Genomic DNA, 26,925 nt, shown 5'->3' with positions numbered 1-26,925 from the left:
CATCAGGGCATCCGCCCCGCAAGGTCGCGCACCTGGGACTCAGGCGCGGGGTGGTCGAGCGCAAGTTGCAGCGCGCGCGGCTCGGCCTCGATGGGCCGTGTCCAGAGGCGCGCGAAGGTCTGCCCGATGGGCGCCCCCTCGTGCAGGATGGCGCGCACCGCCTCGGCGATCGGCATGTGGACGCTCTTCATGCGCGCCAGGTCGGTCACCGAGATGGCATTCGCCTCGCCCTCGACGACAACCGGGCGGCCATCGAAACATTCCGCACGCGGCCGCCCCTGCCCCAGCTGCATGCCAAGGCTGAGGTTGCGCGAATGGGTCGACGAGCAGGTCAGCGTCAGGTCCCCGACGCCGGCAAGGCCGGTCACCGTCTCGCGGCGACCGCCGATCGCCTCGGCCAGACGCTTCATCTCGTCGAGGCCCCGGGTGATGAGCGCGGCCCGGGTGTTGGCGGCGAAGCCCGCGCCCGCGGCGATCCCGCAAGCGATGGCCACGACGTTCTTGACCGCACCGCCCACCTCGACGCCGACCAGGTCGTCCGAGATGTAGGGCCGGAAATTCGCCGTGCCGAGGCTCAGCGCCATCCGCGCGGCCGGCGTTTCCGCCGCAGGCATCCCGGCCGGAAAGTCGGACGCGATGGTCACCGCCGTGAGATGTCCCGCAGCCGCCTCGTCCGCGAAGGTCGGCCCCGAGAGCGCCCCGATCGGCCGTCCCGGCAACTCCTCGGCCGCGACCCCCGACATGAGCAGGCCGGATCCCGCCTCGATCCCCTTCGCGCACAGCACGACCGGAACGCCGTCGGGCAGGAGCGGAGCGAGCGCACGCGTGATCTCGCGGATCGTCTCGGACGGCGTGACGATGAGCACGGCATCGCTGTCACGAGCGAGTTCCTTCAGATCGGCAGTCGGATTGATCTCGGCGGGCAGCGTGATGCCGGGCAGGTATCGCGCGTTCTCGCGCGTCTCGATCATCTCGGCGATTGCGGCCTCGTCACGCCCCCACAGCGTGACCGCGCGCCCGGCGCGTGCCGCGATGACCGCGAGCGCCGTTCCCCATGCGCCTGCGCCGACCACGCCGACACGCGCGTATGGGCCGCTGCGAGCGCTGCTCGCGGATCCCAGACCGGTGTCGAATGCGTTCATGCCCAGACCTCCCTCGCCGCTGCCGGCACTCGGGCTGGCAGCGCGGTGTTCCGCATCAGGGCGGTGCTTTTCCGGGCGGCTCGTCATGGCACTCCCGATCATGCTCGGCTACGGGAACTGTTTACTCCCCCAATGATGGCCTCCACCAGAGGCGAGAAGCGGGCGCTGACCGCGCCGGGGGATTTGAAAGACGTGGCGCCGCCGGGACCGCCGTCTCATTTCGCAGATGCACAATATAACCAAAGCGGACCAACGATCAAGTCCTGAAGGCCGAAAGCCCCCATCCCCCGCGATTGAATCGTGATAATGCATCCGAGATTGGCATGTTATCGACCAAGTGCCCGATTATTGTGCAAGCCACGCATGCGTTGATCTGAGGTTATGATTTTTTCACAAACGGATGTTTACATTGAATTCCCAAACTGAGCACATTTTTATTTGGCGTATCGCGATATGTTCGGGAGAAATTAATAAATACGGCGCCCGAGGTCAGCGCAGCATGGCACCGCATCGCAGCATTCCAGCCGGGGACGCAAGACCGGAATGAATCAAAGTATAAATAAAAATAGAAAATTGTAGATCAGATTCATACATGCCTCCCCGTACAAATTGTCAGAACAGAACTTGAAGACACCGCGATGCGTTTCGTATGATCCCCTGCTCATGCAGACTCATCTGTTCGGAGCGATTGCCTTTACCGTGAGAATGACAGGGGTCGAGCGATGCGTTCGGCAAACATCAGATCTACCGCCTTCCCGGGCGAAGGGCTTGGGATGCGATTTCTGCCGGCAGAAAATGGAGGACCGAGCGTGTCGCGCCCGCGGATCGGCATGGCCGTGATCCGGTTCGAGATCGCCGGACTGCCCGCGGACTGCGCGAGGCGCACGAAGCACGACGCAGTTGAACCATCGAGGATCGCGGCGGCGTAGATCGCACGGAGGGCTCGCGCCGCGATACCCCCGCGCCATCTACACTGCCACGCCCCCCGCTTCGAGGAGAACCCGGCCGTGGATCAAGCCACCGATGCACCGCAGACCAGTGTCCGGACGGACGAGGCAGCAACCGCCGCCCTCGTCGCCGCGTGTCGGGACGTGCTCATCGCGGCGCCCTCGACGTTCGAGGCGGCCCGGCAGATCGCGCGCCGGCTCGGAGCGCATTGCGCCGGCGAGCGGGCCGAGATCGGCTTCTGGGTTCCAGAACTTGTCGACCTGCGCGTCCCCGACGGGGATGTCTTTCTCGAGGTTCTCGAACCGGTCGAGCCCCTCGATCTCGGCGTCGCCCGGCAGAAACATCGCTTCATTCGCACCCGGCTGCCGATGGCCCGGATCGACGCCTATGCTTGGATCGCGGTGACTGGGATGGAGGCTGGAAGGCGCGACCGCGTCGGGACCTTCTACGCGCTGACATGGCGCAATGCCGAAGGGTGCTGGCACCGCATACTCGACCCGCTCGCGGCCTCGCTGCCGTTCGGCGCCTTCGCCCCGGCGGAGTTCTACGATGTGGCCAGCATCCATGCGTCGCGCACCGACGCCGAGTATTTTCGCACCCTGCCCGGAGACGAGGTCGCCAAGATCGGACCCGCTTCGAACATCCTCCAGATCCACGTCCCGACCGCAACGGCGGGCGGAACGCTCGCAAGCCTTGCGCGTCACTTCGCGACGCTTGCCGACAGGGTTCGCCGCGGCGCGCAGCCCGAGCCAGCGGAGCGGATCTTCCTTGGCTACGATGCCGTCCAGCTCATGCCGGTCGAGCCGACCACGGTCTACGAGGCGGGGCCCGATTTCTGGGTCGAGAGGCGCAAGGACGGCGACTGCGTCGAGGTCGACCTGCGCCGCCCCGACACGACCAACTGGGGCTATGATGTCGTCATCGCCGGCATGGCCGCGGTCAATCCCGTCCTCCTGGAAACCGGGCGTCCGGATGAATTGGCCGACCTGGCCACAGTGCTGCACAACTTCCCCGACGGCCCCAAGAAGCTGATCCTCGACGTCGTCTACGGCCATTCCGACAACCAGGGGCTCGAGGCGCTGAACGCGCATTTCTTCGCCGGCCCGAACATGTACGGGCAGAACATCGCCTACCGGAACCCGGTGGTGCGCGCGATCCTTCTCGAGATGCAGCGCCGCAAGGTCGATTTCGGGGCCGACGGGGTTCGCGTCGACGGCGCGCAGGACTTCCAGTGGTGGGACGCGGACGCGCAGGTCATGCGGCACGACGACGAGTACCTGCAGCAGATGGCCGACATGGTGCAGGAGGTCGCGGGGCGCCGCTACCGCCCCTGGTTCATCTTCGAGGACGGGCGGCCGTGGCCGGAGGAAGACTGGGAGCTCTCCTCGACCTACAGGGCCGTGATCGAGGGACAGCGCGATACGGACGTATTCCAGTGGGGGCCACTGACCTTCGCCCACAACACGCCCTTCCTCTACACCTTCTGGCTGTCGAAGTTCTGGCGCATCCGCGAGATCCTGACGCGCGGCGAGAACTGGATCTCGGGCTGCGCCAATCACGACACGCTGCGCCGCGGGACCCAGATCAACCCCAAGCTCAACGTCAACACGCGCCTTGGTGCGACGCAGATGGAGATTCTCGACAAGGCCTATGACAATCCGGCGGTCAACATGCTGACCTACGTGGCGCTTCCGGGCGTGCCGATGGATTTTCTCAATGCCGGCGCGCGCGCCTCGTGGGGGTTCATCCGCAATCAGGACGATCGCTGGGGCGTCAAGGTCGTCGCCGAGGAAGCGATCTCGCTCAAATGGCAGATCGACGACTACGCCTACTCTATCCCCAGCGCCTTCCGCCGCCTCAAGGAGATGGGCTTCGAGACACGCGCCTCGCTTGCGCGGTTCCTCGAGTTCCTGCCCGCGCTGGTCGAGGTCACGCAGTACGACCTCGCCGTCATCGTCAAGCTGCTCAACGCGGTGGACCCGCCGCTCGAAGGCCCGACGCCCTTAACCGTCGACGGGCTCAAGCGGATCGCCCGCGCGTGGATGGACGACATGCACGACCACTGCAACGTCTCGCGCTATCACGAGACGCTGGGCGAGGCGCAGACGCGCTTCAACATGCGACTGCGCGCGTTCCGGCTCGCACGTCCCTGGCTGCGGTTCAATCTCGGCGACCGGGACAGCTTCGACTATGTGCGGCCGATCGAGGGCCGGGTCCTCTTCTGCTGCCTCAGGCATGCGCCCGAGATCGAGGAAAAGGCCGAATCCGTCTTCATGGTCGCACACATGGAGGGTGGCTCTCTCCCCGAGATCGACCCGCTCGAGCTGCTGCCCGAGGGAACCGGGACCGAGGGTTGGCGCCTTGCGCTGGCGACGCCGCCGATCGGGGCCGATTACGCCGGGGGCCCGATCACGCTCCATGACAGCATGGGGCTCACCTTCACACGGGCGAACTGATGCGGGGCGATGATCAGCTGCACGCTCGCGGCGTATTCACGCACCGGGACACCCGCGCGCATTCTCGCCCCTAACGCCCCCGGCACGCGCTATGCTGCCGAGTCGGTAACGACGGGGGAGACAACCATGCGCAAGACCACCGAACCGCGCGACGCCCATGCCTGATCGTCACGAAGCAGGAATGAAGACCCGCCGCGCGGTGCTCGGCGATGCACATGTCGACCGCGCCGAGGCTGCGAAAACGGCCTTCGACGCCCCCTTCCAGGACCTGATCACCGAAGGCGCATGGGGCACGGTCTGGTCGCGCCCGGATCTCAGCCGGCGCGATCGCTCGCTCATCACGCTCGCGCTGCTCGCGGGCTTGGGTCATTGGGACGAGGTCGCCATGCATGTCCGCGCCACGGTCAACACGGGGGCCACGCCCGACGAAGTTCGTGAGGCGATGCTCCACGTCGCCATCTACGCCGGCGTGCCCGCAGCCAATCACGCGCTCAAGATCGTCAGGTCGACCTATGCCGATATGGGCATCGAACTCTGAAACTTATGGCAACGCACGTTGTTGCGACCGGCAGATCATTGCAAAGATCATTGACAATGCTCGCCCATCGCCGCGTGCTTGAGTGAACGTTGGCAACGAACCGGCGTCACCACCGACGGCGCGGTGAGGAGAGTCGTGCCGGAAACGACCCAGGGAAGGATCATCATGTCGCATGTTTGGAAGATGGTGGCACAGAGGCTGGCACTCGGGCTTCTGACGCTGTTCGTGATCTCGCTGATCATCTTCGGTGCGGTCGAACTTCTTCCCGGCGACCTCGCCCAGTCGGTTCTTGGCCAGGCGGCGACACCCGAGACGCTGGCCGCGTTCCGCCGCGAGCTGGGCCTCGACCTTCCCGCGCATGAACGATACCTCTCCTGGCTTGGCGGGGTGCTGCAGGGCGACTTCGGCAACAGCCTCGCGAACCGCCGCCCGATCGCCGACCTGATCGCGGTGCGCTTCTCGAACACGCTGTTCCTCGCGCTATACGCGGCGGCGATCTCGGTGCCCCTCTCGCTCGTCCTGGGCATTCTCGCCGCGCTCTGGCGCAACTCGATCTACGACCGGGCCGTGAACGTGGCGACGCTCAGCTCGATCTCGTTTCCCGAGTTCTTCGTCGCCTACATCCTGATCTTCTACATCGCCCAGGCCGGGATCTTTCCCTCGATCGCCAATGTCTCGCCCGACACCTCGCTGGGCGAACGCCTCTACCGCACCTTCCTGCCGGCGATCACGCTGACCCTGGTTGTCACCGCCCACATGATGCGCATGACGCGCGCGGCGATCATCAACCTTCTGGCAAGTCCCTATATCGAGATGGCCCGGCTCAAGGGGCTCAGTCCCGGCCGCATCATCCTGCGCCACGCGCTGCCCAACGCTCTCGCACCGATCATCAATGTCATCGCGCTGAACCTCGCCTATCTGATCACCGGCGTCGTGGTGGTCGAGGTCGTGTTCGTCTATCCCGGGCTGGGCCAGCTGATGGTCGACAGCGTTGCCAAGCGCGACATCACTGTGGTCCAGGCCTCGGCGCTGATCTTCGCGGCGGCCTTCGTCACCCTCAACCTGATTGCAGACGTGCTCTCGACCCTGTCGAACCCGCGTCTCGTCCACCGCCGCTGAGGAGATCGCCATGGGTTTTCTGACAGCGATCGCATGGATTGCGGCGGTTATCGCCGTCTCGGCGGGCCTCGCCTGGTGCTTCCGGGCGGTGGCGGTCGCGGCCCTGCCGCAGACCATGGCCAAGGCCATGCGCACCGCGCCGCTGACCGCCAGCTTCGGGCTGCTGATCATCCTGCTCTACATCTTTGCCGCGGTGTTTGCGGACGTGATCGCGCCCTTCCCTGAACGCGCCGTGGTCGGGGCCGAGTATCTGCCGCGCGAAGGGCTGGATGGCCAGTTCATCCTCGGCACCGACAACCTTGGACGCGACATGTTCTCGCGCCTGATCTACGGCGCCCGCAACACCGTGGGCATCGCGATCGCCACGACCGCTCTGGCCTTCCTGATCGGGTCGGTCCTCGGCCTGCTGGCAGCGACGGTCGGCGGCTGGCTCGACCAGGTTCTCAGCCGCGCGGTGGACGTCCTGATGGCGATTCCGGCGCTGATCTTCTCGCTGCTGTTGCTGACGATCTTCGGAACCTCGATCACGACCCTGATCCTGGTCATCGCCGTGATCGACTCGACCCGCGTGTTCCGGCTCGCGCGCGCCGTGGCGCAGGGCATCGTCGTCATGGACTACATCGAGGCGGCCAAGCTCAGGGGCGAAGGGCTCTGGCGCCTGATCACGCGCGAGATCCTGCCGAACGCGATGGCGCCCCTGGTGGCCGAGTTCGGCCTGCGCTTCTGCTTCGTGTTCCTGTCGATCTCGGCTCTGTCGTTCCTGGGCCTCGGCATCCAGCCGCCGACCGCGGACTGGGGCTCGATGGTGCGCGACAACGCGACCCTCATCACCTTTGGCGACATCACGCCGCTGCTGCCGGCAGGCGCGATCGCGCTTCTGACCGTCGCCGTGAATTTCGTGGTCGACTGGATGCTTCATCGCGCCAGCGGCCTGAAGGAGTGACCCGATGACCCAGAACGAGAAATCCGTCCTGCTCGAAATGCGCGGGGTCCGCATCGAGGGCCGCTCGGACGAGACCTGGTCCGAGATCGTCAAGGGCGTCGATCTCACCCTCCACCGCGGCGAGGTGCTGGGGCTGATCGGCGAGTCGGGCGCCGGCAAGTCGACGCTCGGTCTCGCGGCGATGGGCTTCACGCGCGACGGCTGCCGCATCAGCGGCGGGTCGATCGCCTTCGACGGCATCGATCTGCTGGACGCCTCGGAAGCGACGCGGCGCGACCTGCGCGGCAAGCGGATCGCCTATGTCGCCCAGTCCGCGGCAGCATCGTTCAACCCCGCCCACCGGCTGATCGACCAGTACTGCGAGGGCCCGGTGCAGCACGGCGTCATGGGCCGCAGCGAGGCCGAGCACGACGCCGTCGAACTCTATCGCAAGATGCGCCTGCCCGACCCCGACGGGATCGGGTTCCGCTATCCGCACCAGGTCTCGGGCGGACAGCTGCAGCGAGCCATGACGGCGATGGCGATGGCATGCCGACCGGACCTGATCATCTTCGACGAGCCCACCACCGCGCTCGACGTGACCACGCAGATCGAGGTGCTCGCGGCGATCCGCGACATCGTCGACCAGTTCGACACGGCGGCGATTTACATCACCCACGATCTCGCGGTCGTCGCCCAGATGGCGGACCGCATCAAGGTGCTGCTGAAGGGCGAGGAGGTCGAGGAAGCCGAGACCGGCAGGATGCTCAGCGCACCGCAGGAGGCATACACGAAGTCTCTCTGGGCCGTGCGCAGTCACGCGCGGCCCGAGCAGCCGCTTCCGCCCGTGACGGAGACACCGGTCGTCTCGGTGCGCGGCGTCACGGCGGCCTATGGCAAGGTCCCGGTTCTGCACGAGGTGACCTTCGACATCCATCGACGGCGGACGGTGGCCGTCGTGGGCGAATCCGGCTCGGGCAAGTCGACGACCGCGCGGGTGATCACCGGTCTCCTGCCGCCGCTTGCCGGCGAGGTGCTGTTCGAAGGCCAGGCCCTGCCCGCCGACTACCGCCAGCGCAACAAGGATCAGCTGCGCCAGGCCCAGATGATCTACCAGATGGCCGACACCGCGCTGAATCCCAAGCACCGCATCCGCGAGATCATCGGCCGGCCGGTCGAGTTCTATCTGGGGCTGCGCGGAAAGGCGCTGACCGAGCGCATCCGCGAGTTGTTGCGGCTGATCGAGCTCGAGCCCGACAATTTCATCGACCGGCTCCCGTCCGAGCTCTCGGGTGGCCAGAAGCAGCGCATCGGCATCGCCCGGGCGCTGGCGGCCGAGCCGCGCTTCATCATCTGCGACGAGGTCACCTCGGCGCTCGACCAGCTGGTGGCCGAGGGCATCCTCAAGCTGCTCGACCGGCTGCAGGCCGAGTTCGACCTCGCCTATATGTTCATCACCCACGACCTGGCCACGGTGCGGGCGATCGCCGACGAGGTCGTGGTGATGAAGGACGGCAAGGTGGTCGAGAAGGGCGCGAAGGGCGAGATGTTCACTCCGCCCCATCACCCCTATACCGAGCTGCTCCTCTCATCGGTGCCCGAGATGGATCCCGACTGGCTCACCGACCTGCTGGCCGAGCGCGCGGCCGGCCGTGCCGGTGGCCGGATGACACCCGCAGGACACTAGGGCCTCGCCAGACCCCGAACGATCCGGGTCCTGCCCCGTAACCCGGCGCCCCCGCGCCGGGATGACGGGGCCGTGCCGAGATCCGCACTGGACACGGCGGTTCAACTGGTCCATTTTTGTCTCTGTTTCCGGCTGCGGCCAGAAATTGGGATAAAATGCAGAATTTCGCAGATCCATTCAGCCTTGCCTTTCGGCTGATCCTCTCCGGGGATGCCGAGCTCCTGACGATTGTCCTGCTCTCGCTCAGGGTGAGCCTGACCGCCGTCTTCATCGCGGCCCTGATCGGGATGCCGCTTGGCGCGGCGCTTGCGGTCGGACGGTTCGCGGGGCGCGAGGCGGCGATCGTTCTGGTGAACGCGCTGATGGGCCTGCCTCCCGTCGTCGTCGGCCTTTGCGTCTACCTCCTGCTGTCGAATGCCGGGCCACTGGGCGTGCTTCAGCTGCTCTACACGCCCACCGCGATGATCATCGCGCAGGTCGTGCTGGTCACGCCGATCATCGCGGCGCTGAGCCGCCAGGTCGTCGAGGACCTCAATGGCGAGTATGCCGAGCAACTGCGCTCGCTCGGGGTGTCCCGCGCGGCATCGGTGCCGACCCTGCTGTGGGACGGGCGCTTCAGCCTGATGACCGCCCTGCTCGCCGGCTTCGGGCGCGCGATCGCCGAGGTGGGAGCGGTGATCATCGTCGGCGGCAACATCAACCATGTCACCCGGGTGATGACCACGACGATCGCGCTCGAGACATCGAAGGGCAATCTCGCCCTTGCCCTGGCGCTCGGCATCATCCTCGTGACGATCGCGATCTGCGTGAACGCGGCCGTCGGAATGCTGCGCGGCGGTGCGCGACAGGTGGTCCATGCGTGACGGGCAGATATATGCGGGCGGCGCACCGGCATTGCCCGGCATCCTGCCGCTGCTGGCCGAGGGGCTGGTGTTCCAGGCCGGCGGGCGCCGGCTGATCGACATCGAGCGGCTGAGGATCGCGGCGGGCGGCACGACGATCGTGCTTGGCCCCAACGGGGCCGGGAAAAGCCTGCTGCTGCGCCTCCTGCACGGGCTGATCGCGCCCGATGCCGGGCGGCTCGCCTGGGCCGGCCGGCCGGCCGACGCGGCGACCCGCAAGCTGCAGGCGATGGTGTTCCAGCGGCCGGTGCTGCTGCGCCGGTCGGTCGCGGCGAATATCGACTACGCGCTTAAAGCCCATGGGGAGCCGCGTGCCGAGCGCGCCGCGCGCGTCGCCCAGGCGCTCGAACACGGCGGGCTTGCCGGGATGGCGCGCCAGCCTGCGCGCACCCTCTCGGGCGGCGAGCAGCAGCGCCTCGCGCTGGTGCGCGCGCTCGCGGTCGAGCCGGCGGTGCTGTTCCTCGACGAGCCGACGGCCAGCCTCGACCCCGCCGCGACCGCCGCGATCGAGCGGCTGGTGTCCGAGGCCGCGCGCAACGGGACCAAGATCATCATGGTCACGCATGACATCGGCCAGGCCCGGCGGCTTGGCGACGAGGTGGTGTTCCTCCATCGCGGCCGCGTGGTCGAGCATTCGGACGCCACCGCCTTCTTCCAGGACCCTGGCTCGCGCGAGGCGCGGGCCTTCATTGCCGGCGAGCTGGTGCTCTGACCCGGATTCAATCGCAGCGATCGGAGAGAACATGCGCAGACGCAGCTTCATCGGGGCCGCCCTTGCCCTCGCGGCCGGGCTCTGGCTTGCCGCCCCGCAGGCCGAGGCCGACGACCGGTTCATCATCGTGCAGTCGACGACCTCGACCGCGAATTCCGGCCTGCTCGACGCGATCCTGCCGGCCTTTACCGAGAAGACGGGAATCGAGGTGCGCGTGGTCGCCGTCGGCACCGGCCAGGCCATCAAGAACGCCACCAATGGCGATGGCGACGTGCTGCTGGTCCATGCCAAGCCGGCCGAGGAGAAATTCGTGGCCGAGGGCTGGGGCGTCGAGCGCTTCGACGTGATGTATAACGACTTCGTCGTGGTCGGCCCCGCCGCCGACCCCGCGGGCGTCGCCGGCAGCAGCGACGTCGTCGGCGCCATGGCCCGGATCGCGGAGGCAGGTGCGCCCTTCGCCTCGCGCGGCGACGACTCGGGCACCCACAAGGCCGAGCTGCGCCTTTGGAAGGATGCGGGCGTCGATGTCGCGGCGGCCTCGGGCGGGTGGTACCGCGAGACCGGGTCGGGCATGGGCGCCACCCTCAATGCCGGCGTCGGCATGGGGGCCTATGTGCTGACCGATCGCGCCACCTGGATCAGCTTCGGCAACAAGGGCGATTTCGGCGTCGTCGTCGAGGGCGACCCCAGGTTGTTCAACCAGTACGGCGTCATCCTGGTGAACCCCGAGAAGCACGCGGCGGTGAAGGCGGCGGACGGGCAGGCCTTCATCGACTGGCTGACCGGACCCGAGGGTCAGAAGGCCATCGCCGAATTCAAGATCGAGGGCCAGCAGCTCTTCTTCCCGAACGCCGCGCCGAAGCCCGCCGGGCAGAGCTGAGCCGGGGCCGGGTCGGCGCCGGACGTGAAATGGGCCGCGCTTTCACGCGTGAAAGCGCGGCCATCTTTTTGATAATAAATGATTATCCAGATAATCGGTGGATTCTGGGCGCGCGACGTGACGGGCGCGACCGGGCGCCGCGCTAGCGCTCAGCCCACAGCGGCGTTGTAGTGCACGGCACCGAGCGCCGCGATCGCATAGCCACCGCTTTCGGCCGCACGGTTGCGGAACTCGTCGGTCGACAGGAAGCGCAGGAAGCGCTGGAAGGAGGGCTCGAACCAGCTGCGCCGCCAGACCGCGAGATCGAAGCGCTCGTCGATCATCGGCACGAAATCGAGGCCGAGCTGCCGCGCCGCCGCCGCGATGCCGAATGCCGCGTCGGCCTTGCCTTCGCGCACGACCTGCGCGAGATCGGCCTCGGTTCGCGCCGGCGTGAGCGGCCCGGCAAGGGCCTCGAGGTCAAGCCCGGCCGCGCTTGCGCGTTCCTCGAAGAGGCGCTGGCTCGCGGCCTCGGCCTGCCGGCGGGCGACCCGGCGGCCGGCGAGATCCTCGATCCCGCCGATCCCGAGCGGGTTCCCCGGCGCCACGATCAGCCCGCGCCGCCGCCGGGCGAACTCGACAAGGACGACCGGCTCGCCCGGCATCCGGGCGGCCAGAGTATTGACGTTCCACGCCCCGTCGGCCTCGTGCAGGTGCAGGCCACAGGCCATCGCCTCGCGCCTGGCGAAGCGCTCGAGCCCGTCGAGACTGCCATCGAGGAAGGCGGCGAGCCCGCTGCCCGACTCGCGCAGCGCCCAGTCGAGAAGCGGGTCGTGGCTGCCGACGATGATCGGCGGCGGCGCGGCTGCCGCGGCACCCGGCCCCGAGCGCGAGGCGGCGATCCAGGCCTCGACCTCGGATCGCGGGAACAGGAGCTTACCGACCACGCGGACGCAAGGGACGTCGCCATTCGCCGCGAGGTCGTAGACCTTGCGCTCCTTGATCCGGAGCAGGTCGGCGAGCTCGCGCGTCGTCAGGTAGGCGGGGTTGAGCGTCGCAACTGTCATGCATGGAATTTTATCCCTCCATGCCGGGTCGCGCCAGTGGCTCGCGCGGTGCTGCGGCACCATGACGGTCGGCCTCCGGCCCGGGACCAGGCCGGCGCCGCGCGGGGCCACGCGGGAAAACCAGCGACGCCTTCAGTCCCGGCGCGTTGTCCTCGAGCGTCAGCTGCGCGCCATGCAGCCGCGCGACCGCGTCGACCAGCGCGAGGCCAAGCCCGGCCCCATCGGTGCCGCGGCTGGGATCGAGCCGGGCAAAGCGCTGGCGCACGCGCTCGCGCTCGGCCTCGGGGATGCCGGGTCCGCGATCGGCGACGCAAAGGCTGACGCTGTCGGAGCCCGTGGTCAGCGCGACGCGCACGGCGGTACCCGCGGGGGCATAGCGGACGGCGTTGTCCAGAAGATTGGCCAGTGCCTGGGCCAGCAGCTGAGGATGGGCCGAGACCTCGAAGCCGTCGTCCGAAAACACCTGAAGCACGACCCCGCGGTCGGCGGCGGCGGCGCTGTAGAGGTCGGCCACGTCATTGGCGAGGTCGCCGAGGTCGAGCGTCTCGAACTGCTCGGCCGCCAGCCCCGCCTCGATGCGCGAGATGTCGAGCAGCGCGCTCGCCATCTTGAGGACGCCGTCGGCCTCGGACCGCGCGCGCTCGATCAGGTCCTTGCGGGCCTCGGCCGGGAGATCCTGGTCGAGTGCGGCCTCGAGATGGCGCGAGAGCCGCCCGAGCGGGCTGCGCAGGTCATGGGCGAGGCTGTCGGTGACCATCCGCAGGTCGCCGACCAGGGCCGAGTTGCGGTCGAGCATGGCGTTGAGGGTATCCGCGAGCCGGTCGAACTCGTTGCCCGTTCCCGTGGTCTCGATGCGCCGGTCGAGCGCGCCGCCGACGATCGCCTGCGCCGTTGCCGCGATGCCGTCGATCCGCCGCAGGATCAGGCGCGACAGCAGCCAGCCCGTGCCCAGCGCCATCAGCGCCATCGCGGCGAGGCCCCAGCCGAGCGCCCGCAGCAAGGTCGCATCGAACGCCGCGCGCGCGGCGACGTCGCGGCCGACGAGCAGGCGCTCGCCGCCCCTGAGCCGGACCGACACGGCCGAGATCGTGGTCGGCTGCTTGGCGTCGAGCCGGTAGAGCTCGAGCGTCACCCAGCCGCTGCCGGGCACGACACCCGGCGGCCAGGCACCAAGATTGCCCGCGATGCGCGTGCCGCGCACGTCGGCCAGCAGGTAGACCTCGTCGCGGGCGCCGGTCCGGTCGAGCCTGCGCTCGACCGCCGCCGCGAGCCCGATCAGGCCGCCGCGCTGGTAGTCGTCCGCCATGCCGCGCAGTTCGGCCTCGACGACGGCGCGCTGCTCGGCATCGATCACGCCGCCCGCGCGCCAGTAGACGAAGCCGAGCACGAGACCGGTCGCCACCGCGACCAGCAGCAGATGTGCGCCGACCAGCCGCGTCGTGGCGTTGCGCAGCACCGCCTCAGTTCCCGGCCGACATCATGTAGCCCGCGCCGCGCACGGTGTGGATCAGCGGCGTCTCGCCCTCGGCGTCGACCTTCCGGCGCAGCCGGCTGACATGCACATCGATGACATTGGTCTTTGGGTCGAAGTGATAGTCCCAGATACCCTCGAGCAGCATGGTTCGGGTGACGACGCGGCCCTGGCGGCGCATCAGGAACTCGAGCATCTGGAACTCGCGCGGCTGCAGGTCGATCTGCCGGCCGTCGCGTTCCGCCCGGCGGGCGATCAGGTCGAGCGTGAGATCGCCGCAAGTCAGCACGGTCTCGGGCGCGTCGCGGGGCTCGGGCGGCCGGCGCATCACGGCCTCGAGCCGGGCCTCGAGCTCGGCGAAGGAGAACGGCTTCACCAGGTAGTCGTCGGCCCCGGCGCGCAGGCCGCGCACCCGCTCGTCGATCGCGCTCATCGCCGTGAGCAGGATGGCGGGCTGGCCGACGCCGGCGGCGCGGGCGGACTTGAGCAATGCGAGGCCGTCGAGATCGGGCAGCATCCGGTCGAGCACCAGCGCGTCGAACTCGCCGCCTGTCGCGAGGTAGAGCCCCTCGCGGCCCGACCCCGTCGCCTCGACCGTGTAGCCGGCCTGGGTCAGGCCGCGGGCGATGTAGTCGCGGGTCTCGGTATCGTCCTCGACCAGAAGGATCCGGCGCGCCATTGCATTCCTCCGATGCGTGGGACGGATCGCCGCGGCCCGCCCGGCTCTCTAGTCTATGAAGGAAGCGGGCCGGGCGAAATGCCCGACCCGCAACCGTCGGCGTCGACCCCGATCAGGCTAGGGGGACACCAACGAAGAGCTGCGCCGAGCCGCGCGTGACCTTGAGCAGGACCGCGTCGGCGGTCGCGTCCTCGATGGCGCGCGCGACCTGTGCGGGGGCGGTCACGGCCTTGCCGCCGATCGAGACGATGACGTCACCGACGCGGAGGCCGGCCTCGGCCGCCCGGCCATCGGCGTCGAGCGAGGTCACGACGACACCGTCGACATCGGGCGAGACGCCCAGCTCGTCGCGCAGCTCGGGCGTGAGCGGGGACAGCGTCGCGCCGAGGCGCTCGGCCGATTCCGCGTCCTGGTCGCCGCCCTGCGCCATCGCGAGGCGGTCGGCATCGAGCCGGCCGAGCTCGAGCGTCACTTCGCGCTCCTGCCCGTCGCGCATCACCTTCAGCTCGGCATTCGCGCCTGGGCGTGCCGCCGCGACCAGCTTGGGAAGATCGCGCATGGTCGAGATCGGCTTGCCGTCGAAGCTGAGGATCACGTCGCCGCTCTCGAGCTTGCCCTCGGCGGGGCTGCCCTCGACGACGCTGGCCACGATCGCGCCGTCGTCGCCCTCGAGCCCGACGGCCTGGGCGATCGCGGGCGTCACCGGCTGGATCGAGACGCCAAGCCAGCCGCGCTGGACCGAGCCCTCCTCGCGCAGCTGCGCAACGACCGTCTTCACCAGGTTCGAGGGGATCGCGAACCCGACCCCGACCGAGCCGCCATTTGGGGAATAGATCGCCGAGTTGACGCCGATCACCTCGCCCTCGAGGTTGAGCAGCGGCCCGCCCGAGTTGCCCCGGTTGATTGCGGCATCGGTCTGGATGAAGTCGAGATAGGGGCCCGCCTGAATGTCGCGCGAGACCGCCGAGACGATGCCGCGGGTCACGGTGCCACCGAGCCCGAAGGGGTTGCCGACGGCGATGACGTCCTCGCCCACGCGGATCTCGTCGCTGTCGCCCAGCGCCAGAGACGGCAGGTCCTCGCCATCGATCCTGAGCAGCGCGAGGTCGGTCTGCGGGTCGGTGCCCACGACCTCGGCCTCGAATTCGCGATCGTCGGCGAAGCGGACGGTGACCTTGCCCGACTCCTCGACGACGTGGTTGTTGGTCACGATGTAGCCGTCGGCCCCGATCACGAAGCCCGAGCCGAGCGACACGCCGCCATGGCCACGCGGGGCGTTGTCGGGAGCTTCATCCGGGGCGCCGGGGAACGGCATGCCGCGAGGGGCGCCGAACTGGCGGAAGAATTCCTCGAAGGGCGAGGCCGGGCCACGCGGGCTGCTCATGCGATCGGCTGCCTCGGCGGTCTTCTCGGGCGTGGCGAGCACGGTGACCACAGCCGGATTGACCTGTTCGACCAGGTCGGCGATGGCGCCCGGCGCGGTCCCGGCCTGGGCGACGGGGCTCCAGACGATCGCGGCCGCAGCGAGCATGCCGAGCGCCGCGGGCGCCGCGCGCCGGACCTCCAGGCGAGATGGTATCAGGGACATTGGCATTCTCCGTCTTTGCAGACAGCCCGCGACATACGGGCTTGCCGGACAGAGATGAGGGATGCCGATGGAGCAGGCCTTTCCCGAAGATGAAAAATCTTTCATCCGCGCGGTCCGGCGGCGGCGCTGCACCGCCGCCGGGGCGCCGGGGTCAGCCCGGCTTGCGCGCCCGGAACAGGTGCGGGCAGTGTTCGCCGCTGTCGAGAACGGGGATCATGGTCTTCCAGGTCCGGATCTGGCGGTCGATCTCGGGCGGCGAGAGCAGCTTGTCGAACTCGGCCCGCTCGGGGCCTTCGAGCCGCGCGAGGTCCTCGCGCATCGCGACGCGGAAGAAGGGGTTGCGGTTCTCCATCTCGACATCGACGAAGCCCGCGCCGGCAAGCGCCTTCCGGTAGCGGTCGGGCGAGGCCATGCCGAAGTCGAGATCCTCGGCGGCAAGGTAGGTCTTCATCGCGGGCGTGGGCTCGCCGTCATGGCTGATCAGCCAGTCCGAGGCGGCGAACCACCCGCCGGGCCTGAGCACGCGGAACGCCTCGCGCGCCAGGAAGTCCTTGTCGTGGATGTGGACGATCGAGTCCTTGGAGAAGACCATATCGACCGAGGCATCGGGCAGCGGCAGCGGCCCGGGCTCGACCTTGCGGATCTCGACGCGGTCGGCGAGGCCGGCCTTCGCGACCCGGCGCCGCGCCGCGGCGCAGACCGGCTCCTCGACGTCGAGGCCGATCACCCGGCCCGCGCCGAAGCTGCGCGCGAGTTCGACCGTCACGCCGCCGGCGCCGCAGCCGATGTCGACGACCGTCTTGCCCGAAAGGTCGAGGCCCGCCAGCGTGCGCGCGATCTCGTCGCGCCCGCCGGGCGAGAGATACCCCTCGCCCCAGAGGCGCTCGAGGAACGCGATATGCCTGTCGTCGTAGAGGTCGCCTTCGTGGCTCATGCCCGTTGCTCCATGCTGGGCTGGTTGATCCCGGCGAAGATCCTGTCGGCCTTGTCCGGGAAGAGCGCGCCGATCGCGTCGGCCGCGTGGCGGATCGCCTCGGCCGGGTCGGGCCAGCCGGGCGCGAGATAGTTGCGCAGCCACAATCCGTCGGTGACCGCGTCGATGATCACGGCAAGTCCGGCGGCGTCGATCGGCGCGGGCCGTCCGGCGATCAGCTCGGCCGCGATCGTCTCGAGCGCGCGCGCGCGCTCGCCGTCATACTCGTCGGAGATCTCGGCATAGAGCGGCCGGGCGGTGGCCTGCCCCCAGAACGCGTGCCAAACGGCCGTGGCCTCGGGATTGAAGACGACCGGGTCGAAATCGGCCAGCACGATGGCGCAGAGGCGGTCGACCGGATCGGGCCCGGCGGCCTCGTGGGCCGTGTGCCAGTTGCGGCGATAGATCTCGTAGTGGTGGCGGAAGGCCGCGGCCAGCAGGCGCTCCTTGGTCTCGAAGTAGAAGACGGCGACCCCCTGGCTGAGGCCGGCTTCCTTCGAGACGGTCGCCAGCGTCGTCGCGGCAAGACCGTTGCGCGCGACCGAGCGAAGGGTCGCCTCGATCATCTGCAATCTGCGCCGCGCGGCGTTCTCGGCCCGCGGCTTCCTAGGTCGTCCGGTGCCTGCGTCGCCTTCTGACGGCATTCTCTTCGACCCTCCGGGCACAATGCGCCTCACTCAATCACAGCCTTCTGGCCATGCAAGGGGAATCTGCTGCGCGAGGCAAGCAGAAATTTATTTGAGCGCTCAAAATAATTATTGGCGAGGCGATGAGCCCCGGGATACACTCGGCCCGGGACAGCAGGATGCGTGATGAGCAGATCGGACCACTTCGATGCGATCGTGGCGGGCGGGGGCCATAACGGCCTGACCGCGGCCTGCTACATGGCGCGCGCGGGCATGCGGGTTCTGGTGGTCGAGAAGAACGACTGGCTGGGCGGCGCGGCGGTCAGCCGCGAGCTGCACGCGGGCTGGACCTACTCGAACTGCTCCTATGTCTGCTCGCTGCTGCGGCCCGAGGTGGTGCGCGACCTCGACCTGCCGCAGCACGGTCTTCAGGTCATTCCCTATACCGGGGGCGCCACATTCACCCGCGATGGCGACTATTTCGCCTATCACTCGGACCACCGCGCTCTGGAGCGCGAGATCGCCCGCCTGTCGCCGCGCGACGTCGAGGGCTACGAGCGCTTCTCGATCGCCGTCATGCGCCAGTGCAGGTTCATCCGGCCCCTGCTGCTGCGCACGCCGCCCGATCCGGTCGCGCCGCGCCCGCGCGATGTCGCCGAACTCGTCTACCTGCTGCGCCGTTTCCACGACCTCGGCCCGCGCGAGACGGGCGAGGCGATGCGCTTCTGGACCGCCTCGGTCGGCGACTATCTCGACGGCTTCATCGAGAACCCGCTGATCAAGGCGCACCTGGCGGGCAGCGGCATCATCGGCACGGGGCTTGGCGTCTATTCGCCCGGCACCGCCTATGTCCTGCTCCACCACTACATGGGCGACGTCGACGGCGCGGTCGGCGCCTGGGGCTTCGCCCGCGGCGGCATGGGCGCGGTCTCGGGGGCGCTGGCGCGGGCGTTCCGGGCGGCGGGGGGCGAGGTCGTCACCTGCTCGGGCGTCGAGCGCATCCTCGTCGAGAACGGCCGCGTCACCGGGGTGGCGCTGGCGAACGGCGACACCTACCGCGCCCCGGTCGTCGCCTCGGGGATGGACGTGAAGCGCACCTTCCTCGGCCATGTCGAGGCGCAGCACCTGCCGGACGATTTCCTCAAGGCGGTGCGCCGCTTCAAGATCCGGGGATCGAGCGGCAAGATCAACATCGCGCTCGACGCCATGCCCCGCTTCCCCGCCGCGCCCGAGGACGCGTCCTTCCTGTCGGGCGACCTGCACGTCTCGGAGAGCCTGGCCGAGCTCGAGCGTGCCTATGACGACTGGAGCGTCGGGCGCTGGTCGGCCGAGCCCTATGTCGACATGCTGATCCCGAGCCGGATCGACCCGACCATGGCGCCGCCCGGCAAGCACATGATGACGGTGTTCGTCCAGTACGCGCCCTACGATCCCGAGCGCGACGGCCGGCGCGACCCGGCACATTGGGACGAGGCCGCCAGGACCGCCTTCGCCGACGCCGTGCTCGACCGGATCGAGCGGGTGAGCCCCGGCTTCCGGGACCTGGTCCTGCATGCCGAGGTGCGCACGCCGGTCGACCTCGAGCGCGAGGTCGGGCTGACCGAGGGCAACATCTTCCAGGGCGAGCTGACCTTCGACCAGTTGCTCTTCAACCGCCCCGTCCCGGGCTATGCCGATTACCGCACGCCGGTGAAAGGGCTCTACCTCGTCGGCTCGTCCGCCCATCCGGGCGGCGGCGTGATGGCGGCCCCCGGCGCTAACGCGGCGCGCGAGATCCTGCGCGACGCGCGGCGCCTCGACCGCACCGAGCGTGCCTTCCGGGCGGCGTGAGGGAGGGGGAGCATGGCATTCGACCATAACCGCCGCCCGCGCGCCGTCGTCATCGGCGCAGGCGTGAACGGGCTGGCCGCGGCCGCGACGCTGGCGGCGCGCGGCGTCGATGTCACGGTGGTCGAGCGGGGCCGCGGCCCGGGCGGAATGATGACCGGCGCGGGACAGGGCGAGCTGGGGCATTTTGTCTGGAACCTGCACCCCGCCGCCCTTGCCGAGCTGGGGCTCGGCGCGGCGGATCTGGGCCTCGGCGCCGAGGTCGCGACCGTGCTGCTCGCGGCCGACGGGCGCCACGTGGTCATCGAGGGCGAGGCGATATCCTTCGCCGATGGCACGCCGCATCCCGATGCCGCCGCCTACCGCGCCTTGCGCGCGCGGCTCGCGCGCTTCGCCGCGGTTCTGGCCCCCCTGGCGACCGCCGCGCCGCCGCGGCTGGGCAGCGGCATGCTGAACCGCGCCGGGCTTTCCGATCTTGCGCAGCTTGCCCGCACCGGGCTGGGGCTGCGGCGCCTGCCGCGCGACGCGCGGCGCGAGTTCCTGCGCGTGCTGCTGTCGAACGCGGCCGACCTCGTGCGCGACGAGCTGCCGGACGGGCCGCTGGCCGCGAGCCTCGTCTTCGACGCGATCCTCGGCGGCAGGGCCGCGCCCGGCGCGCCGGGCACGGTGCTCGCGCTGCTGTGGCGCCATGCCGGTGGCGGCAGGCGGCGGCCCGCGGGCGGGATGGCGGCCCTTGCTCGGCGGATCGCCGGCGCGGCCGAGGCCCGGGGCGTGACCATCAGATACGACGCGACGGCGGCCGGCATCGAGGTCGAGGGCGACCGGGTCCGCGGCCTGCGGCTCGGCTCGGGCGAGGTGATCGCGGCCGAGATGGTGCTGTCCTCGCTCGGCGCGATGCCGACGCTGCGGCTGGCGGGGCCCGCGCATTTCGACGCCGAGGCCTGCCGGCGGATCCGCGGCCTGCGCTGCGAGGGGACGACGGCGCGGCTCGACCTGCGGCTCGCCGAAATGCCACGGATCGAGGGGCTGGACGGGCGGCTTGCCGGCGCGCGGCTCCTGCTCGCGCCCTCGGTCGCGGCGATCGAGGCGGCCTGCCGGCCGGTGAAATACGGCGCGATCCCGGCCTCGCCGGTCGCCGAGGTGCTGATCGAGCCCGGCGATGGCGGCGCCGAGGGGCCCGCACATCTCTCGGCCCTGGTGCAGCACGTCCCCTATGCGCCCGAGTGCGGCTGGACCGAGGCGGCGCGGGAGGCGCTCGCGGCCGCGGTGATCGGCGCCCTCGGCACCCACATGCCCGGCCTGCCCGGGCTGGTAACCGAGAGCCGGCTGGCGACCCCGCGCGACATCGAGACCATGACGGGCGCGCCGGGCGGCCACTGGCACCACGCCGAGCTTGCCGCCGACCAGATGCTGACACTGCGGCCGGTCAACGGCATGGCGCGCTATGCGTCGAGCCTTCCGGGCCTGTGGTTCTGCGGCGCGGGCGCGCATCCGGGCGGCGACATCACCGGCCTGCCGGGGCGCAACGCGGCGCTGGCGGCGGCCGCCGACCTGGGACAGGGGGTGACGCGATGAACCGCATCGCGCGCGAGACCGTATCCCCCCGCCCGCGCGTGCCAAGCCGCGAGGGGCTGGCCGACACGCCGTTCGAGCCGCGGCTGCGCGCGCTCTCGACGGCCGAGGACTGGATGGACTGGTCGGGCTGCCTGAGCCCACGCGCACTGGGCGCGGTCGAGACCGAGTACTTCGCCATCCGCAACCAGGCGACGCTGTTCGACGTCTCGCCGATGCACAAGTACCGCGTCACCGGCCCCGATGCCGAGCGCGTCGTGAACCGCCTGGTGACGCGCGACGTCGCGCGGCTGGCGCCCGGACGGGTCGCCTATGTCCTGTGGTGCGACGAGGACGGCATGGTGATCGACGACGGAACCCTGTTCCGCCTCGGTCCGCAGGACTTCCGGCTGTGCTGCCAGGAGCGCCAGTTCGCGTGGCTGCACGACATCGCCTGGGGCTTCGATGTCGCCATCGCGGACGAGACCGGGGACGTGGCGGGCCTCGCCCTCCAGGGCCCGACGAGCCACGCGGTGCTCGAGGCCGCGGGGCTGGCCCTGCCCGACCTGCGCCCCTTCGGCATCGCCGAGCCCGAACCGGGGCTCGTGATCTCGCGCACCGGGTTCAGCGGCGATCTCGGCTACGAGCTGTGGCTGCGGCCCGAGGGCGCGCTGGCGTTGTGGGACCGGCTGTGGGTCGCGGGCGCGGATCTGGGACTGCGCGCCATCGGCTTCGCCGCGCTCGACATCGCCCGCATCGAGGCGGGCTTCATCATGGCCGGGGCCGAGTTCCAGCCGATTCACCGCGCGTTGAGGCCGAGCCGCGGCCGCACGCCGTTCGAGCTGGGCCTCGGCCACCTGGTCGATCCCGGAAAGCCGCATTTCAACGGCCGGCGCGCCCTGTTGCGCGAGGCGGCCAGGACGCCGCGGCGCCAACTGGTGATGCTCGACATCGAGGGCACCAAGGACGCATCGGGCGCGCTGGTCTATCACCGCGGGCGGCGCGAGGCCGGGCATGCGACCTCGGCCGTCTGGGCGCCGACCGCCAAGCGCAACATTGCATTCGCCGAGCTTGATGCGCGCGCCGCGCGCAGCGCCGGGCTCCGCGCCGAGATCTACACCCTCAAGGAAGGCCGCTGGGAGCGGACGATGGCCAGCGCCACCGTCATCGACCGCGGCGTCTTCCGCCCACCCCGCGCCCGGGCAACCCCGCCCGGCCGCTTCTGAAGGAGCTTTCGCGAGTCGAAAGTGAGCGTGACGCCATGAATTCCGTGAACCCCGAGACCCCGACCGCGATCTCGCCCGAGACGGTGCAGAAGTGGGACAACCGGCATTTCTTCCACCCCTGGGACACCGTGGGCGGCGAGGATGCCGACCGCATGATCGCCGTCGAGGGCGAAGGCATCTACCTGATCGACCCCGACGGCCGGCGGTTCATCGACGGGCCCGGCGGCATGTGGAACGTCCAGATCGGCTACGGGCGCACCGAGATGGCCGAGGCGATCGGCTCCCAGGCGATGAAGCTTGCCTATCACAGCCCCTGGGCCTTCGCCTCGGAGCCCTCGGCCCTGCTGGCGCGCAGGCTCGCGGCGATGGCGCCGGGCGATCTGAAGACGGTCTTCTTCGCGACCGGCGGAAGCTCGGCCGTCGACACCGCGCTGCGCTTCGCCCAGTTCTACAACAACCTGCGCGGCCTGCCCGAGAAGAAGCGCTTCCTGGCCCGCGAGAAGGGGTATCACGGCTCGACCTACCTGGCCGCCAGCGTCACCGCCAAGGAGCGCGACGGCAACCTGCTCGACACCGAGAAGCGGCTGGTCCACTTCCTGCCGAACATCAATCCCTATCTCAGGCCCGAGGGCATGAGTGTCGAGGACTGGTGCGACGCCAAGGTCGCCGACCTCGAGGCCGCGATCAGCGTCTATGGCGCCGACACCATCGCCGCCTACATCTCGGAGCCGATCATGGCTTCGGGCGGCGTGATCGTGCCGCCGCCCGACTACCACCGCCGCACGCGCGAGATCTGCCGCGAGAACGACATCCTCTACATCTCGGACGAGGTGGTGACGGCCTTCGGGCGCCTGGGCCACTGGTTCGCCTCGGAGGAGGTGTTCGGCATCGTCCCCGACATCATCACCTGCGCCAAGGGCCTGACCTCGGGCTACCTGCCGCTTGGCGCCACGCTGATCTCGGACCGGCTGATGGCCGAGATCTGCGACGCCGGGGGCGAGGATGCGGTGTTCAAGAACGGCTACACCTATTCCGGCCACCCGGTGTGCTGCGCCGCGGCGCTCAAGAACATCGAGATCATCGAGCGCGAGGGCCTGCTCGAGCATGTGCGCGAGCTCACGCCGCATTTCCAGGCGCGGCTCAACGAGCTGAGGCGTCACCCCATCGTCGGCGACACCCGCGGCATGGGGCTGGTGGGCTGCGTCGAGGGGCACCCTGCCCCGGGCATGTCCGAGCGCGAGCGGCTTGCCATCGACCAGGAGTTCGGCAACCGGGTCGACGCGAAATGCGAGGCGATGGGGCTGATCGTGCGGCCGCTGATCAACATGTGCGTGTTCTCGCCGCCGCTGATCATCACGCGGCCGCAGATCGACCGGATGTTCGACATCCTCGACAAGGCGATCGGGCAGGTCGAGGCCGAGATGATGTGAGGAACCCGGCCGGCGCGGCGGGTCCGCGCCGGCCGGTCTGACACGGGACAGGATGGCAGCACCGCAAAACCGAGCGAGCCGATCGCGCCTTGCGCCCCTTGCAGGGCGTGGCGCGCGGTGTGCGCGCTCACTCGCGCGGCAGGTCGTCGGCGGTGTCGAACCAGGCGATGCGGCTGTCGCAATAGATGTGCCGGCGCGGCGGCATCGTCTCGGGCGCGTCGAGGCAGCCGGTGTTGAGCGACACGCCGTCGGCGTCGCGGAAGGCGAGCTGCGAGCCGCAGACCGGGCAGAACTCCCTGACGCCCCAGTCGGACGAGCGGTAGACGGAAGGCGTTCCCGCGACGTATCGGAAGCGGTCCTCGGGGTAGAGCGCGAAGGTCTGCGCCGGCGCGCCGGACGAGCGCTGGCACATCCGGCAATGGCAGTAGCCGGTGTCGGTCGGCGCGCCCCGCGCCTCGAACCGGCAGGCGCCGCACAGGCAGCCGCCCCGGTGGATCGCGTCCTCAGATGTCATGCGGCCTCAGAGATACCATTCGTGCTCGCGCGGCAGGATATCGGCCATGAAGGCGTCGAACTCGGCTCGCTTGGCGCCGACATAGGCGTCGACATAGGCCGCGCCGAAATAGTCGGGCAGCACGGCCGCGCGCTCCATCGCGTCGAGCGCCGACCACAGCGTGAGCGGCAGGGCCGGGTCGACCGCGGCGCCGACATTGCCGCTTGCGACCGGCGTGGGCGCGAGTTCGCGCTCGAGCCCGTGATGCGCCGCAGCCAGCACGGCCGCCATCACGAGGTAGGGATTGGCCTCGGCCCCCGCCGCGCGGTGCTCGATCCGCCGCCCGGGGCCGTCGGACAAAGGCACCCGGAACGCGACCGAGCGGTTGTTCTCGCCCCAGTCGAGGGTGACGGGCGTGAACTGGTCCGGCGCGAAGCGGCGATAGGCATGGAGGTTCGGCGCGAACACGGCCATCGTCTCGGCCAGCATCGCCTGCATGCCGGCGACGACATGACCCATCCGCGCCGCGGCCCCCGGCTGCGCGGGATCGAGGAGATTGACGCCCTGCGCGTCGGTGATGCTGAGGTTGATCTGCAGCCCGCTGCCCGACTCGGCGGCGTAGGGCTTCGACATGAAGGTCGCATCCATCCCGTGCGCCCGCGCCACGCCCACCACCGAACGGCGCATCAGCGCGGCATGATCGGCCGCGCGCACCGGGTCGGCGAGATGGGCGAGATTGATCTCGAACTGGCCGGGCCCGTATTCCTTCGACACCGTGGTGACCGGCAGTCCCTGGGCGCGGCACGCCGCCTCTATCGCGCCCAGCACCTCGGCATATTCGTCGAGCGGCGCCATGCCCAGCACCTGCCCCGCGGCGCGGCGCTGGCCCGAGACCGGCGAGACCGGCGGCTGCGGCGCACCGTCGGTGGCGCGGGCGCGGTCGATCAGGTGAAACTCCAGCTCGACCGCGACCACGGGGCTGAGCCCCATGGCGGCGAAGCGCGCCACCACGCCCTCGAGGATCGTGCGCGGCTCGTACCAGAGCGGGCCCTTCTCGTCCCAAAAGCGCATCAGCACCTGCGCACGCGGCTCGGCCGCCCAGGGAACCGGCGCGAGTGTGCCGGGCACGGGGCGGCACGGCGCGTCCGGGTCGCCGTCCGAGAAGCCCAGGCCCGCGACGTCCCAGCAGGTGCCGCGGATGTCGGTCAGCTGCATCGCCGCGCACATCGTGGTGCCCTGCGCCTGCAGGCGCGCCAGTTCGGCGACCGGCAGGCGCTTGCCGAAGGCGTTCCCGTTGAGATCGATCAGGAAGGCGTCGACATGGCGCGTGTCGGGATGGCGGGCGAGATAGGCCTCGGCCTCGGCCTTCGGGTCGTCTTCAATACGCACGTGGCCTCCCTCGGAACCTCGCCGCGATCATGGCAGCGCCACCGCGCCGCCGCCAGTCCAAAGCGGGCCCCGGCGCATCTGCCGGACGGCCGCCACCGAATCCGCTTGTTCCTTTCCAGCGTATTGCTAACCTCTTTTCCTACAATGGGAAACGAGCGGAAACCGGGCCATCGGTACGGGCCGGGATACCTATCGTCCGATAACAACAGGGAGTCACAATGATGAAACCGATCAGCCGTCTGCTTGCCGTGGGCGCCACTGCGGCGCTGGTCACGGCGCCGGCCCTCGCGGCCGACCCGGAACTCGTCATATTCGACTGGGCAGGCTACGAGGATCCCGAGTTCTTCAAGGCATATACCGAGAAGTATGGCGACACGCCGACCTTCAGCTTCTTCGGTGACGAGGAGGAGGCCTTCCAGAAGCTGCGCGCGGGGTTCCGTGCCGATCTCGCCCACCCCTGCTCGCAGTCGGTGGTCAAATGGCGCGAGGCGGGCCTGATCGAGCCGATCAAGACCGAGTTGATCCCCGAGTGGGGCAACCTGATGGCGGGCTTCAAGGACATGGCGGGCTTCTCGGTCGACGGCACCTATTACGTCGTCCCGATGGACTGGGGCGCGACCGGGCTCACCTACCGCACCGACCTCGTGCCCGACGAGGACGCGGCGACCCTCCAGTCCTTCGCCGATCCCAAGTACCAGGGCCGCGTCTCGATCCCCGACAATGTCGACGACGCCTATGCGCTGGGCTTCCTGGCCACGGGGGTCACGGACTGGACCAAGGCGACCGAGGCCGATCTTGCCGCGGCCTCGGATTTCCTGCGCAAGGTCCACCAGAACGTCCGCGCCTACTGGCAGGACGGCGCCGAGCTGGCGCAGCTGATGGGATCGGGCGAGGTCGTGCTGTCCTGGGCGTGGAACGAGACGCCGACGACGATGCAGGCCGAGGGGCAGCCCGTGGCCATGAACCGCGACACCGCCGAGGGGTCGTCCACCTGGGTCTGCGGGTATGTCGACCTCAAGGACGGCCAGGGCTCGGAGGCCAAGGCCTATGACTTCATCAACGCCTGGCTCGAGCACCGCACGGCCGAATACATCGTCACCGCCTGGGGCTACGGCCATTCCAACGAGGCGGGCATGAAGGAGATCCCCGCCGAGACGCTGGCCGAGATGGGCTTCGACAATTTCGAGGCCTATACCGACAAGACGCTGTGGCAGGCGCCGCTGCCCTCGGCGATGCGCGAGGCGATGATCGCCGACTTCGAGAAGATCAAGGCCGGGTTCTGATCCGGCCCCGCGCCGCCCGGGCCGGTCCGGGCGGCGC

Annotated in this window: 22 protein-coding genes; 13 read left to right on the top strand and 9 right to left on the bottom strand. The window is 69.5% G+C overall.

What is annotated here, in order from left to right:
* Positions 1–2 precede the first annotated feature (2 nt).
* Complete coding sequence (locus H0I76_RS08400; protein WP_200609246.1) at positions 3–1,142, bottom strand: NAD(P)H-dependent glycerol-3-phosphate dehydrogenase; 1,140 nt, start codon at positions 1,140–1,142, stop codon at positions 3–5.
* 1,007 nt (positions 1,143–2,149) lie between these two features.
* Here H0I76_RS08400 and gghA point away from each other — a divergent pair.
* The 8 genes from gghA to H0I76_RS08360 all read left to right on the top strand — a co-directional run bounded on the left by gghA (position 2,150) and on the right by H0I76_RS08360 (position 11,306).
* A complete protein-coding gene (gghA, locus tag H0I76_RS08395) occupies positions 2,150–4,546 on the top strand; it encodes a glucosylglycerol hydrolase (protein WP_200609244.1) in 2,397 nt (798 codons plus the stop codon).
* A 157-nt stretch (positions 4,547–4,703) separates the two neighbouring features.
* Entirely contained in the window at positions 4,704–5,084 is a 381-nt protein-coding gene (gene pcaC / locus H0I76_RS08390; RefSeq protein WP_200609242.1) for a 4-carboxymuconolactone decarboxylase, read from the top strand.
* Between the two features lie 165 nt (positions 5,085–5,249).
* Positions 5,250–6,203, top strand: a complete 954-nt coding sequence (locus H0I76_RS08385; RefSeq protein WP_200609240.1) for an ABC transporter permease — start codon at positions 5,250–5,252, stop codon at positions 6,201–6,203.
* Positions 6,204–6,213: 10 nt separating this feature from the next.
* Complete coding sequence (locus tag H0I76_RS08380; protein ID WP_200609238.1) at positions 6,214–7,146, top strand: ABC transporter permease; 933 nt, start codon at positions 6,214–6,216, stop codon at positions 7,144–7,146.
* A gap of 4 nt (positions 7,147–7,150) precedes the next feature.
* Positions 7,151–8,812, top strand: coding sequence for an ABC transporter ATP-binding protein (locus H0I76_RS08375; RefSeq protein WP_200609236.1), 1,662 nt, complete (start codon positions 7,151–7,153; stop codon positions 8,810–8,812).
* A 155-nt stretch (positions 8,813–8,967) separates the two neighbouring features.
* A complete protein-coding gene (locus tag H0I76_RS08370) occupies positions 8,968–9,675 on the top strand; it encodes an ABC transporter permease (RefSeq protein ID WP_200609234.1) in 708 nt (235 codons plus the stop codon).
* The gene (locus H0I76_RS08365; protein ID WP_200609232.1) at positions 9,668–10,426 is read left to right on the top strand and encodes an ATP-binding cassette domain-containing protein; all 759 of its coding nucleotides are present in this window, start codon (positions 9,668–9,670) and stop codon (positions 10,424–10,426) included. Before H0I76_RS08370 ends, H0I76_RS08365 begins: the two co-directional genes overlap by 8 nt.
* Before the next feature lie 31 nt (positions 10,427–10,457).
* Positions 10,458–11,306, top strand: a complete 849-nt coding sequence (locus H0I76_RS08360; protein ID WP_200609230.1) for an extracellular solute-binding protein — start codon at positions 10,458–10,460, stop codon at positions 11,304–11,306.
* Positions 11,307–11,455: 149 nt separating this feature from the next.
* Here the strand turns inward: H0I76_RS08360 and H0I76_RS08355 are convergent, their stop codons facing one another.
* From H0I76_RS08355 to H0I76_RS08330, 6 genes are all read right to left on the bottom strand, one after another.
* The gene (locus tag H0I76_RS08355; RefSeq protein ID WP_200609228.1) at positions 11,456–12,352 is read right to left on the bottom strand and encodes a helix-turn-helix transcriptional regulator; all 897 of its coding nucleotides are present in this window, start codon (positions 12,350–12,352) and stop codon (positions 11,456–11,458) included.
* 10 nt (positions 12,353–12,362) lie between these two features.
* Positions 12,363–13,808 (bottom strand): sensor histidine kinase, encoded by a 1,446-nt coding sequence (locus H0I76_RS08350; protein ID WP_200609226.1) that lies wholly within the window; start codon positions 13,806–13,808, stop codon positions 12,363–12,365.
* 4 nt (positions 13,809–13,812) lie between these two features.
* Positions 13,813–14,502 (bottom strand): response regulator transcription factor, encoded by a 690-nt coding sequence (locus H0I76_RS08345; RefSeq protein ID WP_200609224.1) that lies wholly within the window; start codon positions 14,500–14,502, stop codon positions 13,813–13,815.
* Positions 14,503–14,614: 112 nt separating this feature from the next.
* On the bottom strand, positions 14,615–16,090 hold the full coding sequence (locus tag H0I76_RS08340; protein WP_234455206.1) for a DegQ family serine endoprotease: 1,476 nt from the start codon (positions 16,088–16,090) through the stop codon (positions 14,615–14,617).
* 151 nt (positions 16,091–16,241) lie between these two features.
* Entirely contained in the window at positions 16,242–17,024 is a 783-nt protein-coding gene (locus H0I76_RS08335; RefSeq protein ID WP_200609220.1) for a methyltransferase domain-containing protein, read from the bottom strand.
* Positions 17,021–17,629 (bottom strand): TetR family transcriptional regulator C-terminal domain-containing protein, encoded by a 609-nt coding sequence (locus H0I76_RS08330; RefSeq protein WP_200609217.1) that lies wholly within the window; start codon positions 17,627–17,629, stop codon positions 17,021–17,023. The genes H0I76_RS08335 and H0I76_RS08330 overlap by 4 nt, the downstream gene beginning before the upstream one ends.
* Before the next feature lie 246 nt (positions 17,630–17,875).
* Between H0I76_RS08330 and H0I76_RS08325 the strand changes: the two genes are divergently transcribed.
* From H0I76_RS08325 to H0I76_RS08310, 4 genes are read left to right on the top strand one after another with little or no spacing between them, the layout of a single operon-like run.
* Positions 17,876–19,519, top strand: coding sequence for a phytoene desaturase family protein (locus H0I76_RS08325; protein WP_200609215.1), 1,644 nt, complete (start codon positions 17,876–17,878; stop codon positions 19,517–19,519).
* 12 nt (positions 19,520–19,531) lie between these two features.
* Positions 19,532–21,091, top strand: a complete 1,560-nt coding sequence (locus H0I76_RS08320; protein ID WP_200609213.1) for a phytoene desaturase family protein — start codon at positions 19,532–19,534, stop codon at positions 21,089–21,091.
* Entirely contained in the window at positions 21,088–22,293 is a 1,206-nt protein-coding gene (locus H0I76_RS08315) for an aminomethyltransferase family protein (protein ID WP_200609211.1), read from the top strand. Before H0I76_RS08320 ends, H0I76_RS08315 begins: the two co-directional genes overlap by 4 nt.
* A 35-nt stretch (positions 22,294–22,328) precedes the next feature.
* Positions 22,329–23,723: an aminotransferase gene (locus H0I76_RS08310; RefSeq protein WP_200609209.1), complete on the top strand. Its 1,395-nt coding sequence runs from the start codon at positions 22,329–22,331 to the stop codon at positions 23,721–23,723.
* A 127-nt stretch (positions 23,724–23,850) separates the two neighbouring features.
* On the opposite strand, the gene H0I76_RS08305 is transcribed toward H0I76_RS08310, so the two are convergent.
* A complete protein-coding gene (locus H0I76_RS08305; RefSeq protein ID WP_200609207.1) occupies positions 23,851–24,237 on the bottom strand; it encodes a GFA family protein in 387 nt (128 codons plus the stop codon).
* Positions 24,238–24,243: 6 nt separating this feature from the next.
* Entirely contained in the window at positions 24,244–25,605 is a 1,362-nt protein-coding gene (locus H0I76_RS08300; protein WP_200609205.1) for a glutamine synthetase family protein, read from the bottom strand.
* Positions 25,606–25,826: 221 nt separating this feature from the next.
* Here H0I76_RS08300 and H0I76_RS08295 point away from each other — a divergent pair, with 221 nt between their 5' ends.
* The gene (locus H0I76_RS08295; protein WP_200609203.1) at positions 25,827–26,888 is read left to right on the top strand and encodes an extracellular solute-binding protein; all 1,062 of its coding nucleotides are present in this window, start codon (positions 25,827–25,829) and stop codon (positions 26,886–26,888) included.
* The last annotated feature ends 37 nt before the right edge of the window (positions 26,889–26,925 follow it).

Source organism: Thermohalobaculum xanthum, from assembly GCF_016623495.1.
In the GTDB taxonomy this organism is placed as follows: domain Bacteria; phylum Pseudomonadota; class Alphaproteobacteria; order Rhodobacterales; family Rhodobacteraceae; genus Thermohalobaculum; species Thermohalobaculum xanthum.
This window is presented reverse-complemented; position numbering and strand designations above follow the sequence as displayed.